General features: G+C 67.9%; 14 protein-coding genes. 4 read left to right on the top strand and 10 right to left on the bottom strand.

The window, feature by feature from the left end; all coding sequences use genetic code 11:
- Positions 1-28: 28 nt before the first annotated feature.
- The 5 genes from NU688_RS23420 to mdeB form a co-directional block, all read right to left on the bottom strand.
- Positions 29-922: an alpha/beta fold hydrolase gene (locus NU688_RS23420; RefSeq protein ID WP_257863200.1), complete on the bottom strand. Its 894-nt coding sequence runs from the start codon at positions 920-922 to the stop codon at positions 29-31.
- Positions 919-1848 (bottom strand): L-threonate dehydrogenase, encoded by a 930-nt coding sequence (gene ltnD, locus NU688_RS23415; protein WP_257863197.1) that lies wholly within the window; start codon positions 1846-1848, stop codon positions 919-921. Before ltnD ends, NU688_RS23420 begins: the two co-directional genes overlap by 4 nt.
- A 16-nt stretch (positions 1849-1864) precedes the next feature.
- Positions 1865-3196, bottom strand: coding sequence for an MFS transporter (locus NU688_RS23410; protein ID WP_257863196.1), 1332 nt, complete (start codon positions 3194-3196; stop codon positions 1865-1867).
- Between the two features lie 168 nt (positions 3197-3364).
- Positions 3365-4141 (bottom strand): FadR/GntR family transcriptional regulator, encoded by a 777-nt coding sequence (locus tag NU688_RS23405; RefSeq protein ID WP_257863195.1) that lies wholly within the window; start codon positions 4139-4141, stop codon positions 3365-3367.
- A gap of 51 nt (positions 4142-4192) precedes the next feature.
- A complete protein-coding gene (gene mdeB, locus NU688_RS23400) occupies positions 4193-6844 on the bottom strand; it encodes an alpha-ketoglutarate dehydrogenase (RefSeq protein WP_257863194.1) in 2652 nt (883 codons plus the stop codon).
- Positions 6845-6949: 105 nt separating this feature from the next.
- Here mdeB and NU688_RS23395 point away from each other — a divergent pair, with 105 nt between their 5' ends.
- Positions 6950-7423, top strand: a complete 474-nt coding sequence (locus NU688_RS23395; protein ID WP_257863193.1) for an Lrp/AsnC family transcriptional regulator — start codon at positions 6950-6952, stop codon at positions 7421-7423.
- Between the two features lie 18 nt (positions 7424-7441).
- On the opposite strand, the gene NU688_RS23390 is transcribed toward NU688_RS23395, so the two are convergent.
- The 3 genes from NU688_RS23390 to NU688_RS23380 form a co-directional block, all read right to left on the bottom strand.
- On the bottom strand, positions 7442-9442 hold the full coding sequence (locus NU688_RS23390; protein WP_257863192.1) for a PhoX family phosphatase: 2001 nt from the start codon (positions 9440-9442) through the stop codon (positions 7442-7444).
- 220 nt (positions 9443-9662) lie between these two features.
- On the bottom strand, positions 9663-11882 hold the full coding sequence (locus tag NU688_RS23385) for a PhoX family phosphatase (protein WP_257863191.1): 2220 nt from the start codon (positions 11880-11882) through the stop codon (positions 9663-9665).
- 233 nt (positions 11883-12115) lie between these two features.
- Positions 12116-13264 (bottom strand): murein transglycosylase A, encoded by a 1149-nt coding sequence (locus tag NU688_RS23380; protein WP_257863190.1) that lies wholly within the window; start codon positions 13262-13264, stop codon positions 12116-12118.
- Here NU688_RS23380 and NU688_RS23375 point away from each other — a divergent pair.
- The 3 genes from NU688_RS23375 to NU688_RS23365 all read left to right on the top strand — a co-directional run bounded on the left by NU688_RS23375 (position 13263) and on the right by NU688_RS23365 (position 15098).
- Positions 13263-13424 (top strand): hypothetical protein, encoded by a 162-nt coding sequence (locus NU688_RS23375; protein WP_257863189.1) that lies wholly within the window; start codon positions 13263-13265, stop codon positions 13422-13424. The two genes, NU688_RS23380 and NU688_RS23375, sit on opposite strands and share 2 nt — an antisense overlap.
- Before the next feature lie 199 nt (positions 13425-13623).
- Positions 13624-14283 carry an OmpA family protein gene (locus NU688_RS23370; RefSeq protein ID WP_257863188.1) on the top strand — a complete coding sequence of 220 codons (660 nt, stop codon included), beginning with the start codon at positions 13624-13626 and terminating at the stop codon, positions 14281-14283.
- 248 nt (positions 14284-14531) lie between these two features.
- Positions 14532-15098, top strand: a complete 567-nt coding sequence (locus tag NU688_RS23365; protein WP_257863187.1) for an OmpA family protein — start codon at positions 14532-14534, stop codon at positions 15096-15098.
- A 4-nt stretch (positions 15099-15102) separates the two neighbouring features.
- On the opposite strand, the gene NU688_RS23360 is transcribed toward NU688_RS23365, so the two are convergent.
- Positions 15103-15729: a response regulator transcription factor gene (locus tag NU688_RS23360; RefSeq protein WP_257863186.1), complete on the bottom strand. Its 627-nt coding sequence runs from the start codon at positions 15727-15729 to the stop codon at positions 15103-15105.
- 37 nt (positions 15730-15766) lie between these two features.
- On the bottom strand, positions 15767-17818 hold the full coding sequence (locus NU688_RS23355; protein ID WP_257863185.1) for a nitrogen regulation protein NR(II): 2052 nt from the start codon (positions 17816-17818) through the stop codon (positions 15767-15769).
- Between the last annotated feature and the right edge of the window lie 4 nt (positions 17819-17822).

Here is a 17822-nt window from a genome sequence, read left to right as displayed (position 1 = left end):
TGTCGTCTTGGTCTTGTCTTAACTGGATTCAGGAAATGGCGGGCAGGAAGCGCAGCAGCGCATCGGCCACCGCATCGGGCGCTTCGCGCTGCGGGAAGTGGCCCACGCCGTCGAGCAACTCGCGGCGATAGGGACCGCTGAAGAAGCGCTCCTTGTCGGCCGAGGTATCGGGATGGTTGCAGCTGTCGGCCGCGCCGTGCAGCACGAGCGTGGGCACGGGCAGCACCGGCGCGGGGCTGAGCGCGGCATCGTCCGCCGCATAGCGCGGATCGCCGGGCGCGAAACCCCAGCGGTGGCGGTACGAATGCAGCACCACCTTCGCCCAGTCGTCGCCTTCGAACGCGGCGGCGGTGGCTTCGAATTCGGCCGGGTCGTACCAGCCCTCGGGTGCCCAGGTGTTCCACATCAACCGCGTGAAGGCGATGCGGTCGTCGTGCACCGTGCGCTCGCCGCGCGGCGTGGCCATGTACCAGTGATACCAGTAGTTGCGCGCCTGCTCGAGCGCCATCGGCTGGTCGGGGGCGTTGGTGCCGTAGCCGACCGACATCAGCACCAGCGCACGCGCCACGTCGGGTCGGAGGCCACAGGCATTGGCGACCGCGCGGGCGCCCCAGTCGTGGCCGACCAGCGCGGGCTTGTCGAGGCCGAGCGCATCGATGAAGTCGAGCATGTCGCGGCCCAGCGCCGAGAGCTGGCCGCTGCGCGGCGTGTCGTCATGCAGGAAGCGCGTGGGCGCGAAGCCGCGCAGCGCGGGGGCGAGCACGCGCCAGCCGGCTTCGGCGAGCTTGGGCGCCACGCCGCGCCAGCCGCGCGGGCTGTCGGGCCAGCCGTGCATCAGCACGACCGTGGCGGCGCCGCCCGGGTTCCATTCCTCGTAGCCGATGCGCAGCAGCGGCGTGTCGACTGTCTTGATGTCGCTCATGGTGTCTTTCCTTTTGCAGCCGGCAGTTCGATGCCGGGAAAAATCTTGATGACCGCGCTGTCGTCCTCGCGCGCGAAGCCCGCGGTCGATGCCTGCATGAACATCTGGTGTGCGGTGGACGACAGCGGCAGCGGAAACTTGCTTGCGCGCGCCACGTCGAGCACCAGCCCCAGGTCCTTCACGAAGATGTCCACGGCCGACAGCGGCGTGTAGTCGCCCGCGAGCACGTGCGCCATGCGGTTCTCGAACATCCAGCTGTTGCCCGCGCTGTGCGTGATGACCTCGTAGAGCGCATCGGGGTCCACGCCTTCGCGCAGGCCGAGCGCCATCGCCTCGGCCGCCGCGGCGATGTGCACGCCGGCCAGCAGCTGGTTGATGACCTTCACCTTGCTGCCCGCGCCGGCCGAATCGCCGAGGCGGTAGACCTTGGCGGCCATCGCGTCGAGCATGCCGCCGGCCTTGGCGTAGGCGGCAGGGGTGCCGGCGGTCATCATCGTCATCTGGCCGCTCGCGGCCTTCGCGGCGCCGCCGGAGATCGGGGCGTCGAGGTACAGGATGCCCTGTGCGGCGAGACGTGCTTCGAGCGCGACCGACCAGTTCGGATCGACGGTGGAGCACATCACGAACAGGCTGCCGGGCTTCATCGACGCCGCGCAGCCGGGCGTGGTGCCGTCGCCGAACAGCACCGACTCGGTCTGCGCCGCATTGACGACCACGCTGACCACGATGTCGCACTGCGCGCCGAGCGTGGCGAGCGTGTCGCACGCCGTGCCGCCGTCGCGCGCGAAGGCTTCGGCCACGCCGGGGCGCACGTCGAACACGTGCGGCGCATGGCCCGCGCGGCGCAGCGATTGCGCCATGCCGCTGCCCATGGCGCCGAGGCCGACGAGGCCGACGACGGGGGGAGTGTTGGGGGTATCTGTCATGGTGTCGTTGCTCCGATCAGCGGTTGACGAGTTGCTTGGGCGTGAGCCACACGCCGATGGCCCCGAGCACCAGGGCAGCGGCGAGCACGTACATGCCGATCTGCGTGCTGCCCGTGAGGTCCTTGAGATAACCGATGAGGTACGGGCTCACGAAGCCCGCGAGGTTCCCCACCGAGTTGATGGCCGCGATGCCTGCGGCCGCGGCCGTGCCCGAAAGGAATGCGGTGGGCAGCGACCAAAAGAGCGGGGCGCAGGTCAGCACGCCGGCCGCCGCGAGCGAGAGGAACGCGAGCGACACGGCCGTGTTCTGCGTGTACGACGCGGCCACGGTGAAGCCCACGGCGCCCATCATCGCGGGCACGATCAGGTGCCAGCGGCGCTCCTGCCGGCGGTCGGCGCTGCGGCCGAAGAGGTTCATCGCGACGATCGCGCAGAGAAACGGAATCGCGCTCAGCAAGCCGATGTTGAAGTTGCCCTGCACACCCGTGGCCTTCACCAGCGTGGGCAGCCAGAAGGTCAGCGCGTACTGGCCCATGACGAAGGCGAAGTAGATGAGCGCCATCCACCACACGCGCGCATCGCGAAACACCGCGGCCACCGAATGCGGGCCCTTGGCGCTGTGCGCCTGGTCGCGCTGGACCTCGCGCTGGAGCAAGGCCTTTTCCTCGGGCGAGAGCCAGCGGGCCTGCTGGATGCCGTTGTCCAGATAGAAGAGCACCATCACGCCCACAAGCACTGCGGGAATGGCTTCGATGATGAACATCCACTGCCAGCCGTGCATCGACGAGACGCCATGGAAGGCATCCATGATCCAGCCCGACAGCGGATTGCCGAAGATGCCCGCCACCGGGATCGCCGACATGAAGACCGCGATGATCCGCGCGCGACGGTGCGAGGGATACCACTGGGTGAGGTAGAGGATCACGCCGGGATAGAAGCCCGCCTCGGCCACGCCGAGCAGGAACCGCAGGATGTAGAAGCTGGTGGGCGTTTCCACGAACACGAAGCATGCGGAGAGCAAACCCCAGGTGATCATGATCCGCGCGATCCACATGCGCGCGCCGACGCGGTTGAGCAGCAGGTTGCTCGGCACCTCGAAGAGGAAGTAGCCGAGAAAGAAGATGCCGGCGCCCAGGCCGAACACCGTTTCGCTGAAGCCCAGGTCCTGCCCCATCTGCAGCTTGGCGAAGCCGACGTTCACGCGGTCGAGGTAGGCGACCACGTAGCAGAGCATCAGGAAGGGAACGATGCGCCAGAAGACCTTGGCATAGGTGCGCTTCTCGAGCGCGGTGTCGGCGGGCAGGTCGGCCATGGCCGAAGGCGCGCCGGCCTGGAGGGTTGGAGTCATGGCAGGGAAGTCCGCTTGCAGCTTTGGATGAGAAAAGCCTGGATGAGGGAAGCGAGGTCGTCCCGTCGCCATGCAGCGCGGCCGCCTCTTGATTTGTCAGGTCATCATACAAATTCAAGGCAAGTTGACCGACCCGGGTAAACCCTCAAGCAACACCTCGTTTCCTTCTTATTTGCCCGCGGGCCAACCTTCGACCAGCGGCCGCGCGAGCTGCGCGCCTTCCTGCTGCCAGAAGGCCGGATCGGCCTGCTCGATGCGGCGGATCGCGTTGTCCATGTGGGACTTGGCGGCCTCGCGGGCGCGCAGCGCGTCGCCGGCCTCGATGGCCTCGACGATCTGCGCATGCTCCTCTGCGACCTCGCGCGCGAAGTCCGCGCGGCGCGCCTCGTTGGCGCGGGTGACGCGCGTGGCGCCGTGCAAAAACTGCCGCAGGTATTGCAGCGTGCCGATCAGGAACGGGTTGCGCGCGGCCTCGGCGATGGCGCGGTGAAAACGCACGTCTTCGTCGGCGCCATTGCCGCCGGCCGCCACCGCGGCATGCAGCGCGTCGATGGCATCGCGGATGCGCTGCACGTCTTCGGGCGTGCGGCGCTCGGCGGCCAGCGCGGCCACTTCGGCTTCGAGCGCGCGGCGCAGTTCGACCATCTGGATCACCGCTTCGCGCGAGGCCACGTGCGGCATCTCGAAGCGCAGCGGCTCGACGCCGGCAGCGCGCACATACACGCCGCTGCCCTGGCGCGAATCCACGAGCCCCAAGGACTTGAGCCGTGAGACCGCCTCGCGGATCACGGTGCGGCTCACGCCGAACTGCTCGGCGAGCACCGCTTCGGTCGGCAACCGGTCGCCTTCGGACAGGCGTCCGCTGCGCACCTCGGCCGCGAGCGCATCGGCCACCTGGTCGGCCAGGCGGACGGCGGGGGCGAGGGATTGGAAGCGGGCGGTCATGGACCGCGCGACTCTAACGCAGGCCTGCCCGCTCTACACCCCCGCCGGGGCTCAGCCCAGCGCGTACCGCGCAGCCCGCGCGATGCTCGCCGCGTCCACGCTGAAGAACGCGCGCAACGCGGCGCGCGTGTCGCTGCGCCCGAACCCGTCGGTGCCGAGCGTGAGGTAGCGGCGGCCTTCGGGGAGGAAGGCGCGCACGCTCTCGGGCACGCTGCGCACGTAGTCGGTGGCGGCAACGATCGGGCCCTTGCCCTTGCCGAGCTGCTGCGCGATGAACGCCTCGCCGGCCGCTTCGCCGGCAATCGCGCGCTGCTCGCATGCCACGCCGTCGCGCGCGAGTTCGCTCCAGCTCGTGACGCTGAACACCTCGGCCTCGATGCCTTCGTCGGCCAAGAGCTGCGCGGCCTTCACGACCTCGGTGAGGATCGCACCCGAGCCCATCAGCGTGACCTTCTTCTTGGCTTTTCCAGAAGCCGGCGCATACGTGCCGAAGCGATAGCACCCGCGCAGGATGTCCGCCTCCGCGCCTGCGGGCACGTCGGGCTGCGCGTAGTTCTCGTTCATGAGCGTGACGTAATAGAAAACGTCCTTCTGCTCGACCATCATTTCGCGGATGCCCGCATCGACGATCACCGCCATCTCGCCCGCATAGGCCGGGTCGTAGGCCTTGCAGTTCGGGATGGTCGCGGCCACGAGGTGGCTGCTGCCGTCCTGGTGCTGCAGGCCTTCGCCGCCGAGCGTGGTGCGCCCCGAGGTGGCACCGAGCAGGAAGCCGCGCGAGCGCTGGTCGGCCGCGGCCCAGATCGCATCGCCCACGCGCTGGAAGCCGAACATCGAGTAGTAGATGTAGAAAGGCAGCATCGCCAGGCCGTGCACGCTGTAGCTGGTGGCCGCCGCGGTCCAGCTCGCGATGGCGCCGGCTTCGCTGATGCCTTCTTCGAGGATCTGCCCGTCGGTCGCTTCGCGGTAGCTGAGCACCGAGCCGATGTCTTCGGGCGCATAGCGCTGGCCCACGCTCGAATAGATGCCCACCTGCTTGAAGAGATTCGCCATGCCGAAGGTGCGTGCCTCGTCGGCCACGATGGGCACGATGCGCGGGCCGAGGGCCTTGTCCTTCATGAGGTTGCCCAGCATGCGGACGAACGCCATGGTGGTGCTCATCTCCTTGCCGGCCGCGGCGGTGGCGAACTGCGCGTAGCTCGCGATGTCGGGCTTGGGCACCACGTCGCACGCGGTCTCGCGGCGCGGCATGGCGCCGCCGAGTGCTTCTCGGTGCTGGCGCAGATAGCGCATCTCGGCGCTGTCCTCGGCCGGGCGGTAGAAGTCCATCGCGGTGGCCTGCGCATCGGTGAGCGGCAGGTTGAAACGGTCGCGGAATTCGATGAGGTCCACGTCGCCCATCTTCTTGTGCGAGTGCGTGGTCATCTTGCCCTGCGCGGCGCTGCCCATGCCGTAGCCCTTCTTGGTGTGGGCGAGGATCACGGTGGGCTGGCCCTTGTGCTTGGCCGCCGCCGCATACGCGGCGTGGATCTTCACGAGGTCGTGGCCGCCGCGCTTCAGGCGATCGATCTGCTCGTCGGTCATGCCTTCGGCCAGGCGCGCGAGCTCGGGGTTTTGGCCGAAGAAGTTGTCGCGGTTGAAGCGGCCGTCCTTCGCGGCGAAGGTCTGCATCTGGCCGTCGACGGTGTTGGCGAACACGCGCGCCAGGGCACCGCTCACGTCCTGCGCGAAGAGGCCGTCCCAGTCGCTGCCCCACACGAGCTTGACGACGTTCCAGCCCGCGCCAGCGAAGAGCTTCTCGAGCTCGTCGATGATGCGGCCGTTGCCGCGCACCGGGCCATCGAGGCGCTGCAGGTTGCAGTTGACGACCCACACGAGGTTGTCGAGCTTTTCGCGCGCGGCGAGCGTGAGGGCGCTCATCGATTCGGGCTCGTCCATCTCGCCGTCGCCGAACACGCCCCACACCTTGCGACCCTCGCAGTTCAGCAGATTGCGGTGCGTGAGGTAGCGCATGAAGCGCGCGTGGTAGATCGAGCTGATCGGGCCGATACCCATCGAGCCGGTGGGGAACTGCCAGAAGTCCGGCATCAGGTACGGATGCGGATAGCTGCTGAGGCCGCGCGCGCCGCTGCCTTGCGTGAAGGCCGGCGCGGTGAGTTCCTGGCGGTAGTGCTTGAGGTCTTCTTCGCTGAGACGCCCTTCGAGGAACGCACGCGCATACACACCCGGCGCGCTGTGCGGCTGGAAGAACACGAGGTCGCCGCGATGCTGCTCGCTGCGCGCATGGAAGAAGTGATTGAAGCCGGTCTCGAACAGGTCGGCCGCGCTCGCGTAGCTCGCGATATGGCCGCCGAGTTCGCCATACGCCTGGTTGGCCTTGGCCACCATCGCGAGCGCATTCCAGCGCATCAGCGAAGCCAGGCGCTCTTCCACCGCGAGATCGCCCGGGAACGGCGGCTGGTCTTCGGCGGCGATGGTGTTGACGTACGGCGTCGCAAGCTCGGGCTGCCAGCCGATGCGCTGCTGACGCGCAACGCGGGCCAGCTCGACCAGCATCTGGCGCGCGCGCTGCGGGCCATGCGTTTGCGCGAGCGCCAGGAAGGCGTCGCGCCATTCGGCGGTCTCTGCGGGATCGGGGTCGTGCGACATCGGGCTGTCGAGCAAGAGGGCGCGCATCTGGTCGGCGGAAATCGGGGCGTTCATGACGGCACTTTAAGCCGGTGCGCGGAAAATTGGCTACCGGCGCTAACAATTCTGCGCTGGCTATGCAGCATAAAATTCCGCCATCTCTTGATTTCGAAGCATTTCATGCAACTCGATGCCATCGACCTCCGCATTCTCGACGAGCTGCAGCGCGACGGCGCGCTGTCGAACGTGGAGCTCGCGCGCCGCGTGCACCTGTCGCCCTCGCCGTGCCTGGCGCGCGTGAAGGTGCTCGAAGCGAACGGCGTGATCGACCGCTACGTGGCGCTCGCGAACGCGAAGGCGCTGGGCCTCGGGCTCAACGTGTTCATCTCGATCAGCCTCACGACGCAGAGCAAGCAGTCGCTCGCGGACTTCGAGCAGCGCATCGCCGAGCACGACGAGGTGATGGAGTGCTACCTGATGACGGGCGACAGCGACTACCTGATCCGCATCGCCGTGGCCGACATGGCGGCGCTGGAGCGGTTCATCATGGAACAGCTCACGCCGATTCCGGGGATCGAGAAGATCCGCTCGAGCTTTGCGCTCAAGCAGGTCAGATACAAGACGGCGCTGCCGTTGCCGGCAGCGCCGTCCTGAATCCGCAGCGCCGGTGGCTTACTTGGTGAGCTTGGGCTGGATCGGATCGGCCGTGAGGTAACCGACGGCCGCGGCGTAGCGTTCCTTGTAGTTCGCACGCACGTACGGATCGAGGGTCGCCTGGACCTTCGAGTGGATGCCGCCCCAGTCGCCCGGGTGCTGGAAGTTGCTCATGATGTAGGTCCACCCGTTGATCTCGTCCACGGCATGCAGGCCGGTCGACTCGCCGCCCGCGGGGATCGACATCAGGCGCGCCAGCTTCTTGGTGTCGATGTTGTAGGCCCACAGGAAGTTGTTGACGTGGCTGCTGCTGTCCTCGCCGATGAACAGGGTGCGCATCTTCTCGGAGAACTTCAGGTTGTCGGGGTTGCCGATCGTGTCCGGGTTCGAGGTGTTGCCCAGCGCATCGGGCGTGGGAAGGTCCTCGCCGACGATGAGCGCGTGGGTCTGGGTCGGCGCCCATTCGCTGTTGATCGCGCTGCCTTCGCTGTCCTTCTGACCGCCCGCGAGGTTGTGCGCCATCACGCCACCCGCGCTGAGCTTCTTCGGCAGGGCGATGTTGGTGCCGGCGGACCAGCCCTTGCCGCCGCTGACCATCGAGTCCTGGATGTTCTGCAGTGCCGAGTAGGCGACCTTGTCCTTGGCGTTGACAGTGGTGCCTTCCATCTTGGTGAAGGCCATGCTCGCGCCCTTGAGGTTGGCGTAGCGGTGGGTCTCGAGGAAGGCGGCTGCCTTCTCCATGCCCGGCTTCAGGCGGACCCAGTTGGCGGCGCCGTCGCAGAAAATCTTGGTGTAGCTCGCGTCGGACGGATCGCTGTAGACCACGTCCATGATGTCGCTGGCCTTGAGCGAATTGGCCAGGGCCTCGATCTCGGCGCTGGTGGCGTGGCCGAGCTTGATCCACGATATCTTCGTGGCGGCCGCGGCCGGGTCGATCGAGTAGCCAGCGTCGTACCTGGCGACGTAGAGCGTGCCGGCCGAGAGGTCCTTCTCCTTGTCGGCCACGAACATGAAGAAGCCGCCGTTGGTGTAGTCGTCGCCCATGATGGCGGTACGCATGTCGGGCATGACCTGGATCAGCTCGTGCGAGATGCGGCCGAGGCAATAGTGCTTCTTCACGCTGCCGGTGCCGTCGGCATTGACCGTGATCTCGGGCAGGTGGCCGTAGTGGTACGGGTTGGCCGTGGTCTCGTCGCCGAACACGTTCTTGCTGTAGGCCTTGAACATGGCGTTGCCGGCGATGTTCGCCGCGTCGGGCTCGTACTCCTCGCTCGACAGGTGGGTGCCCCAGGGCGAGAGGCTCGCGCCGCAGGTGATCCACAGGCCGTGCGCGCTCGACATGTCGACGTTGTGGTACTTCACCAGGCTGAGCTTGCCGGTGGCCTGGTCCTGGTCGAGCGTGAGGACCGCGATCGGCGAGGGCAGCGTGCCGTAGGTGCTGTTGCCGGCGAGGTCGCGCGTGGTGTATTCGAACTGGACCACGGCGAAGACCGGCTTGCCCTTGACGCCATCGACCTTGGCGTTGGCCACGGCCAGCAGCGAGGTGCCGTCGGGGCTGTCGGAATAGAACTGGCGCGTGTTGACCGGCACCGACTTGTCCAGGATGGGCTGGTTCTTGATGTCGTAGTAGCCGCCGGCCAGGACCTTGCCGCCCTTGCCGTCCGGCACCAGGTCGCCGGTCAGGAAGAAGGGCTGGTAGGCGAGGCGGTAGTCGGTCGAGCTGCCGTTGTCGAACGAGATCTTCAGCGTGGAGCCGACCGTGGTGGTGGCCATGGCCGCGGGGTCGGCCAGCGTGGGCGCGGCCATGCCGGTGAATTCGGCCGACTTGAACTGCGCGGCGGGAGCCGGGGGCGGCGCCGGCGGGGGCGGAACGATGGGCAGGAAGCCGTTGCCGCCACCACCGCCGCCGCCGCAGGCGGTCAGGAAGGCAACGCCGCCGAGCGGCAGCATCGGCGCGGCACCGAGCAATTTGAGGGCGTGACGGCGCGAGGCGCCGGAGGGCGCCTTGGAATCGGACATGTGAATTCTCCCGAGTTATCGTGGGTGTTGCGGGTGGATGACCGTGCAGCCTCTCTCGCTGCCGGTCAGGCGTGAACCTTAGTTATCCACTGTGACGACGGCATGCATCGCACATGACAAGGCGATGACGCCGCGCACGCGAACGCGACGACAGCCGCGTGTCGTCCACTCTCGGGAGTCACACCTGTGGACCGGCGAGGCCGGTCCACGGTGCGGGGTCTCAGAGACCGATCCGGCCGCCGTCGTTCTTCGTGATCACCACCGTCGCCGAGCGCGGGCGGGAAGTGCCGCCGTCCGGCCAGTGGCTGATGGGCGCCGTGATGTCGCTCGTACCTTCACCCGGATGCTGGATGTTCACGAACAAGGCGCGGCCGTCGCCCGATTCGGCGATGCCGGTGATCTCGCAGTCCTTCGGGCCGACCAGGAAGCGGCGCAGACTCTCGGTGCCGGGTGCCTTGCCGACGAAAGTCGCCTGCGTGCCGGTGGTGCCGCCGTCCACGTTGGTGATGGTCTTGGCCGCGCCGTCGCCGACCTTGCCCGGCAGTGCCGCGAGCAGCATGCAGTTGGTCACGTCGGTGTACTTGCCGTCGTCGGTCTCCAGCCACAGCAGGCCGGGGGCGGCCTCGCTGAACCACATGCCATCGGGGCTGGAGAAGTCGTTGTCGGCGCCCAGGGCCGACAGGTTCACGTCGGCCGACGCGGTGGAGCGCGCGCCGAAGAGGTAGCAGTCCCAGGTGAAGGTCACGGCCGTCGGGTTGCCGCCGGCGTCGGCGAAGCGAACGATGTGGCCGTTCGGGTTGCCCTTCTGCGCGGCCCCGTTCTTCGGGTCGTTGTACGAACGCGGATTGGCCGCGTCGGTGCCACCGACCGGGCGCGCCGTGTTGTTGGTGAGGGTGAGGTACACCTCGCCATTCTTCGGATTCACGGCCGTCCACTCCGGGCGGTCCATCTTCGTGGCACCGGCCGCGTCGGCGGCGTGGCGCGCGTTGATCACAACGTCCGCCGCGTCGGCGAATGCGTATTTGGCGTAGCCCGAGGTGATGTTGTTCACGCCCAGCTTCAGCTCAAGCCAGTTGCCCGTGCCGTCGGCGTTGAACTTGGCGACATAGAGCTTGCCGTCGTCCATGTACTTGTCGCCAGCCGCGATGCCGCCGCCGATGTCGGCCGCATCCCAGGCCTTGGTCGAGACGAACTTGTAGAGGTACTCGTTCTGCGAGTCGTCGCCCATGTACCAGACCAGCGGCTTGCCGACCACGACCGGGCCGAGGCAGGCGCCCTCATGGCCGAAGCGGCCGAGCGCGGTGCGCTTCTTCGGCGTGCTGGCGGGGGTGAACGGATCGATCTCGACCACCCAGCCGTAGGTGTTGTGCCCGTTGCGGAAGTCGTCGGTGGCGGTGGCGCCGATGACTTCGGTGTTCCAGCGGCCGTAGAGGTTGTCGATGGTGTCGGGCGTGACGGTGGCCCAGCGTTCGCGGCCCAGGCCGTCACTGCCGGCGACGCCGTAACGGCTGAAGCTGGCGAGTTCCTTGGCAGTGCGCTTGGCGTCGTCGTTGGCCTTGATGCGACGGAAGTAACCAGCCCAGTTCTCTTCGCAGGTCAGGTACGTGCCCCAGGGCGTGGTGCCGTTGGCGCAGTTGTTGAGCGTGCCGCGGGTCTTGCTGCCGTCGGTGGAGTACTTGGTCTTGAGGTAGTCGGTCTTGGCAGCCGGGCCCGAGAAGCTCATCTCGGTCAGCGTGTGGACGCGGCGGTTGAGGCTCGAGTCCTGCTTGTAGCTCCAGGCGTTGCCGGTCTTGTTGACCTCGATCACGCTCACGCCGTGCAGGTAGAACTCGCGCTGCACTTCGTCGGCGACGGTGCGAACGCCGCCCACCACCGTCTGGCCGGTGGGGTGCAGGAACAGCGGCGTGATGGCTTCGTGGTTCATCACGAGCAGGCCGCGCGATGCGCCGGCCGGGTCCCACTTGTTGGACGCATTGATGCCGAAGAAGGTCATGCCGTCGTGGTGGTCGCCGGCGCGGCGGTCGTACGTGGCCGGTGCGTCGGTGCCGTCGTTGGCATAGGCGGGCACGCCGGCGGCAATCGGGTCGCCCAGGCGATAGAGCACGCTGGCGGTGTAGCCGGCAGGAACGCTCACCACGTCGTCCAGGCTCTTGGCCACGGCATTGAAGTTGAGCTTGAGCGGCGCGGCCGGTGCCGGCGGCGGAGCGGGGGGTGCGGGCGCCGGTGCCGGCGGCAGGATCGGGAAGGAAACGCCACCGTCACTGCCGCCGCCGCAAGCCTGCAGCAGCGCCGTGCCGGCCGTGCCGACACCCAGGCCGAACAGATGGCGGCGGCTCAGGCGCGATGCGATCAGGTCGGTGAACGAGGGGTTGGCGGTGGGGTTGGTACCGATATCGTCGAGATCGATCCCGGATTCGTCGGAGCGGTTGTTTGCGGTCATGCGCAATTTCTTTCGTGGGTTGGAGAAAACAACCCACGAAGCTAGGCACTTCGTATGACACTCCCGTGAATTGATCAGGTTCCCGTCAGGTTGTTCTGAAAGGCGTGGCTCGCCCCCAGGCTTCGCGCACTTCGTGTCGCTTCTCCTCCCCCCCTACCGGGGGCAACACCAGAGGCCCGGCAAAGCCGGTTCCTCGGTGTTTCTGGAAGGGACCAATCCGATCCCCTCTTTGGTCAGGGAGCGGGGAGTTGCCTTGGCCACAGGGCCCAGAGGCGCAGTGGCTGGTTCACGCTCGCAGCGAGCCGGCCTGCATCGGGGCCGGTACCTGCGAAGTAATCGGCGCGCACCGCGCCGAGGATCGCGCTGCCGGTGTCCTGCGCCACCACCAGCTTCTGCAGCTGCGCCGCCGGCCCGCTCGATGCGAGCCACACCGGCGTGCCGTACGGAATGCTCTCGCGGTCGACCGCGATCGAGCGGCCTGCCGTGAGCGGCACACCCTGCGCGCCGCGCGGGCCGAAGGCGGCGTCGACCTCGCTCATGATTTCCTCGCGGAAGAACACGTAGCGCGGATTGCTCCACAGGAGCTGCGACACGCGCTGCGGGTTCTGCACGGCCCAGGCCTTGGTGTCGTCGGGCCACTTGCCGACCTTGCTCACGCCCTGGCTCATGAGCCACTGCTGCACGCTGCGATAGGGCTGCTCGTTGGTGGCCGCGAAGGCCACGCGCACGGTGTGCTGGTAGCCGTTGGCCTCGGTGATGCGCAGGCGCCCGGAGCCCTGGATGTGCAGCATCAGCGCATCGATGGGGTCGGCCATCCACGCGATCTCGCGGCCGCGGAGCGCCGCCTGGGCTTCGGGCAGGGTCTCGATTTCCTGGCGCGTGTACCAGGGGCGCTTGGGCACCAGCCCGTCGGGCGTCTGGTAGATCGGCACATTGAAGGCGGCACTCGGCACGCGGGAGGCTTCGTACACCGGCTCGTAGTAGCTGGTGAGCTTGCCTTCGCTCTGGCCCGCGAGCGATTCGACGCGGTAGGGCTGCAGCCGGTCGGTCATCCACTGGCGCTGCTCTTCGGGGGTGGCGATGGCCAGCTGGCGCACGTCGCGGCACAGCGGCGCGAAGGCGGCGTTGGGGCGCACGCAGTTGGCCAGCAGCGCGATCCAGGCTTCGTGCAACGGGTCTTCGCTGAAGCCCGGGAGCTCCGCCCAGCCGACGGGCACCCAGCGGCTCTTGGGGTGCGCGAGCGATCCGGTGAGCGGTCCGAGCTCGCGCGGCGGGGTGGCGGAAGGTCGGGTGGGGGCGTCGGGCACGCGGGGACCGACGGAACAGCCGGCGAGCGTTGCTACGATCACAAGCCCGACCAGCCACTGGAGTCCATTTCTCATGGGTTTGATTCTGCTTGAAGCCCTCGCCGCGGGACTCGTGTTCATCTTGATCATCTGGTGGACCATGTTTTCCGGCCGCAGCAAGGGTGAATTGCACGACGACACCGAGCCCGAAGCCGACCGCGCGCCCGACGATGGGCGCCCGCCGCCGAAACCGTGAATTGCTCCATGTAGCCCACGGCCGCGCGCCTGTGTCGGAGAAGTGCCTGTTCGCTATTACTTTAGTAGCAATCATCGCAGCATTCACGCGGAACGGCGAAGGTTTTCTTATTTTCCATAGGGCCTTCCGCCCGTACCATCGCGTACCCTCCCCAGCGCTAAGCTGTGCCCCGCTTGACTCAACATCGAAAGGGATCGCCATGAAAAAGTTCGTACTCGCCACCTGTGCCACCGCCATCGTCCTGTCCGGCTGCGCCGGCGGCATGACCGACACCCAACGCAACACCGGCATCGGCGCCGGCATCGGCGCACTGGGCGGCGCCGTCATCGGCTCGGCCACCGGCGGCAACCGCGGTGCCATCGGCACGGGCGCGGTGGTCGGCGCGGCAGCCGGCGCGCTCGGCGGCTACCTGTGGTCGCAGCGCATGGAAAACCAGAAGCGCCAGATGGAAGCCGCCACCCAGGGCACCGGCGTGGCCGTGACCCAGACCCAGAACAACGAGCTGAAGCTGGCCATTCCGAGCGACGTGTCGTTCGACGTGGGCCGCGCCAACATCAAGCCGAACTTCGCACCGGTGCTCGACCAGTTCGCGAGCGGCCTGCGCAACAACCCGAACGCCGAAGTGCGCATCATCGGCCACACCGACAGCACCGGCTCCGACGCCATCAACAACCCGCTGTCGGTCGAACGTGCCACCAGCACGCGCGACTACCTGGTCGCACGCGGCGTGAACGCGGCGGCCTTCCGCATCGAAGGCCGCGGCTCGCACGAGCCGGTGGCCGACAACAACTCCGACGCAGGCCGCGCACAGAACCGCCGCGTCGAAATCTACGTGGGTGAGCGCGGCCCGCAGGGCTAGGATGAAACTTACCCCCAGTCTTCGCGCACTTCGTGTCGCTTTGCCAACCCCCTTTCAGGGGGCGACACCAGCGGCCCGGCAAAGCCGGTTCCGCGGTGTCTCCCGACTGGATCGCGGCAGTTTGATGCGTCGCGGGTCACGCGAGGGCGTGGTGGAAAGCTGAGAAGGCACATCCACCGGGGAAACCGGCCGCGTCGAACGGCCGGTTCCCGTCACTGTTTTTTATTGATCCATAAGAGGGAAAACTCATGAGGAAGCTTCTTGTCACCGGTGCAGCAGCAGCGGCTGCGTTGATGTTCATTGCAGGTTGCGCTTCGCAGTCCGCACCGCCGCCGGCACCCGCACCGGCCGCGCAGCCGGCACCGCCCGCCAACAGCTGGACCGCGCGCCTGGCCGCACTGAAGGCCGACCTGGAAGCCTCGACCAAGGGCACGGGCGTGGTGATCGAGCAGACCGCCGACAACCAGCTGCACGTGGTCATTCCGAATGAGCTCTCGTTCGACACCGGTCGCGCCAACGTCAAGCGCAACCTCGCGCAGGTGCTCGACAAGGTCGCCGAAGGCCTGAAGACCGCCACCGCCGCCAGCGTGCGCGTGGTCGGCCACACCGACAACACCGGCAGCGAAGAAGGCAACGAGCGCCTCTCGGTGAGCCGCGCCGACAGCGTGCGCAACCACCTGGTGGGCCGCGGCGTCTCGACCACCGCGATCACGACCGACGGCCGCGGCTCGCGCGAACCGCTGGCCGACAACGGCACGCCGGCTGGCCGCGCTCAAAACCGCCGCGTCGAAATCTTCGTCGCGGAAAAGGCCTGATCTCCTAGAGATCCCGAAGTCGGTTCGCCAATTCGACGGCCGACTTCACTTCCATCTTCTCGAACACGCGCGCCCGGTGGACCTCCACCGTGCGCACGCTGATCGCCAGTTGATCGGCGATCAGCTTGTTCGGCAGCCCCTCGACCACGAGCCGCATCACATCGCGCTCGCGGTCCGTCAGTTCGGCGATGCGCTCGGTGAGACTACGGCGCACGCTCTGTACCTCGAGCGCCCGCAACGACGCACCGAGCGCCTGCTCGATGCGGTCGACCAGCGCGTTGTCCGAGAACGGCTTCTCGCAGAAATCGAAGGCACCGCGCTTGACGGCGTCGACGGCCGTCGGCACGTCCGCATGGCCGGTGAGAAAGATCACCGGCATCGCGTCCAGCAGGCCGCGCTCCGCGAGCCGGTCGAACAGCACAAGCCCGCTGGTGCCGGGCATCCGCACATCGAGCAGCAGGCAGCGCGGCTGATCGGGCAGCGGACCCTGTGCAAGCAACTGCTCGAAGGCCTCGGCACTGCCGAAATGCTCGCTGGCCAGGCGGCGCGAGCGCAGCAGCCAGGCCAATGCCTCGCGCACGCTGGCGTCGTCGTCGACGATATAGATGAGTCCATCGATCAGCGGTTGCATATCAACAATTCCAGAACAGGCGAGGGCCGCGAGCGCGTCATGTGCTCGGCAGAGTGAATCGGAAAACCGTGCCGCGCGGCCGGTTGGGTTCGTGCATGAGCGCGCCGCCATGCTGCTCCACCACCGTGCGGCACAGGCTCAGCCCGAGGCCCATGCCGTCGGCGCGCGTGGTGAAGAAGGGCGTGAAGAGCCGCTCGGCCACGTCTTCGCCGATGCCGCAGCCGAGATCAGCCACCGAGAACTCGAGCCAGCGCCGTGCGTCCTCTGTGCCCGGACCGCCGACCGCCACGGCGCGCGCCACGCGCAGCCGCAGCACGCGGCTGCCGACGTTGTCGGGGCTGTCCATTGCCTGCATCGCATTGCGCGCGAGGTTGAGCAGCACCTGCTCGACCAGCGTGCGGTCGCACATGGCCGCGGGCAGCCGGTCTTCGAACACCACCTCGATGATCACGCCGAGCTTGCGCGCCTGCAGCCGCACCAGCGGCAGCACCGCGTCGATGAGTGCCTGCGGCGCGACGGCCTCGCGCGTGCGGTCGCGCCGGCGCACGAAGTCATGCACGCTGCGGATCACCTGGCCCGCGCGGTCGGCCTGCTCGGCGATGCGCCTGACGGCCATCGCGACTTCGCCCTGGTCGCCCTTGGCGTTCGGTCCGAGCAGGTTGAGCGAACCGCTCGCGTAGCTGGCAATCGCGGCCAGCGGTTGCGTGAGTTCGTGGCTCAGCAGCGATGCCATCTCGCCGACCGTCGCGAGCCGCGCACTCGCTTGCAGGCGCTCCTGGCTCGCGCGCGAAAGCTCCTCGATGCGGCGCTGTTCGCTCACATCGATGAACGCGCTCATCCAGCCGGTCTGCACGCGGTGCGCGTTGATGAGCGGCGCCTCGAAGATCAGCACCGGAAAGCGCGTGCCGTCCTTGCGCATGAAGACCGACTCGAAGCCCTCGCGCGGCGGCATGCCGCCGGCCAGCCGCCGCGCCTGGCGCTGCTGGTACTCGTGCGCCAGTTCAGTGGGCCAGTAGGGCGCTTCGGGCGCATCGGCGCTGTCGGCCATGAGCTCCTCGGGGGTGAAGCCGACCATCTCGCAAAAGGCTGGATTCACGTAGGTGATGCGGCCCTGCAGGTCGCGTGCGCGCAGGCCCGTGATGACCGAGTCTTCCATCGCCTTGCGGAAGGCGAGCGCATCGGCCAGGTCGCGCTCGGCGCGCAGGCGCATCCGCGTGTCGCGCGCGAGCAGCACCAGCACCGACACCAGCGCAATCGAAATCGCGGTGACCAGCGCCGTGAGCATGTTCGGGAACAGGTCGGGGGCGGCGCGCCAGCCGTCCACCCGCAGCATCAGCGCGGCACCCGGCAGGTCGATCAGTTGCTGCGAGGTGAAGACGCGCGTGCCGACGCGGCGCGAACTGCCGAGCGCTACCAGCCGCGTGCCGTCGGTCTCGGTGAACGCGACTTCCTGTCCGCGCGTGAGCGTAGGGCCGACCAGCTCGATGAGTGCGTCGCGCAGCGAATAGCTCGCGACGAGGAAGCCGCCGGCGTCGATGGGCACGCAGAACTCCATCACCTCGACGCCGCCGCCACCGGCAATCGGCACATAGTGGCTCGGCGAGTACGCGCCCGCGCCGAGCTTGCGGGCGGCCGCGCAGGCCAGCATCACGTCGGACTGCTCGGGGCCGCGGCTCGCCTCGTCCAGAAGGCGCATGCGGTAGGGCGTGTTGATGGCTTCGAGCGGTCGCAGTCCGGCATCGCGCCATTCGAGCCTGAGCCATTCGCGGTGCTCGCGCAGCAGGGCGGCCGCGGCATCGTTCCATTGCGCGCGCCCGGTGCCCGGCGTCTGCGTGGCGCGCAGGCTCTGTGCATTGCGCTGAAAGCCGCTGCGCAGGTCGGAGACGGCATCGGCGGTGTCGCGGTCGAGCTGGGCCTGCACCTGCTCGACCTCGTGCCGCCCCGCGAGCCACACCACCGTGACCAGCAGCACCGACACCAGCACCGCGAGCAGCAGCCACAAAAACCAGCGCTGCCACAGCGAACGCAGCCGCCCGTACGCGGAACGCGCCCACCGCTGCGGTGCGACGGTCAGCAGCGCATCGGACATCGCG

The organism is Variovorax sp. ZS18.2.2 (assembly GCF_024701975.1).
Lineage (GTDB): Bacteria > Pseudomonadota > Gammaproteobacteria > Burkholderiales > Burkholderiaceae_C > Variovorax.
This window is presented reverse-complemented; position numbering and strand designations above follow the sequence as displayed.

Bases quoted from the DNA above. Each gene is read 5' to 3' on its own strand.
- NU688_RS23420 (WP_257863200.1), bottom strand. From the start codon at position 922: ATGAGCGACATCAAGACAGTCGACACGCCGCTGCTGCGCATCGGCTAC.
- ltnD (WP_257863197.1), bottom strand. From the start codon at position 1,848: ATGACAGATACCCCCAACACTCCCCCCGTCGTCGGCCTCGTCGGCCTC.
- NU688_RS23410 (WP_257863196.1), bottom strand. From the start codon at position 3,196: ATGACTCCAACCCTCCAGGCCGGCGCGCCTTCGGCCATGGCCGACCTG.
- NU688_RS23405 (WP_257863195.1), bottom strand. From the start codon at position 4,141: ATGACCGCCCGCTTCCAATCCCTCGCCCCCGCCGTCCGCCTGGCCGAC.
- mdeB (WP_257863194.1), bottom strand. From the start codon at position 6,844: ATGAACGCCCCGATTTCCGCCGACCAGATGCGCGCCCTCTTGCTCGAC.
- NU688_RS23395 (WP_257863193.1), top strand. From the start codon at position 6,950: ATGCAACTCGATGCCATCGACCTCCGCATTCTCGACGAGCTGCAGCGC.
- NU688_RS23390 (WP_257863192.1), bottom strand. From the start codon at position 9,442: ATGTCCGATTCCAAGGCGCCCTCCGGCGCCTCGCGCCGTCACGCCCTC.
- NU688_RS23385 (WP_257863191.1), bottom strand. From the start codon at position 11,882: ATGACCGCAAACAACCGCTCCGACGAATCCGGGATCGATCTCGACGAT.
- NU688_RS23375 (WP_257863189.1), top strand. From the start codon at position 13,263: ATGGGTTTGATTCTGCTTGAAGCCCTCGCCGCGGGACTCGTGTTCATC.
- NU688_RS23380 (WP_257863190.1), bottom strand. From the start codon at position 13,264: ATGAGAAATGGACTCCAGTGGCTGGTCGGGCTTGTGATCGTAGCAACG.
- NU688_RS23370 (WP_257863188.1), top strand. From the start codon at position 13,624: ATGAAAAAGTTCGTACTCGCCACCTGTGCCACCGCCATCGTCCTGTCC.
- NU688_RS23365 (WP_257863187.1), top strand. From the start codon at position 14,532: ATGAGGAAGCTTCTTGTCACCGGTGCAGCAGCAGCGGCTGCGTTGATG.
- NU688_RS23360 (WP_257863186.1), bottom strand. From the start codon at position 15,729: ATGCAACCGCTGATCGATGGACTCATCTATATCGTCGACGACGACGCC.
- NU688_RS23355 (WP_257863185.1), bottom strand. From the start codon at position 17,818: ATGTCCGATGCGCTGCTGACCGTCGCACCGCAGCGGTGGGCGCGTTCC.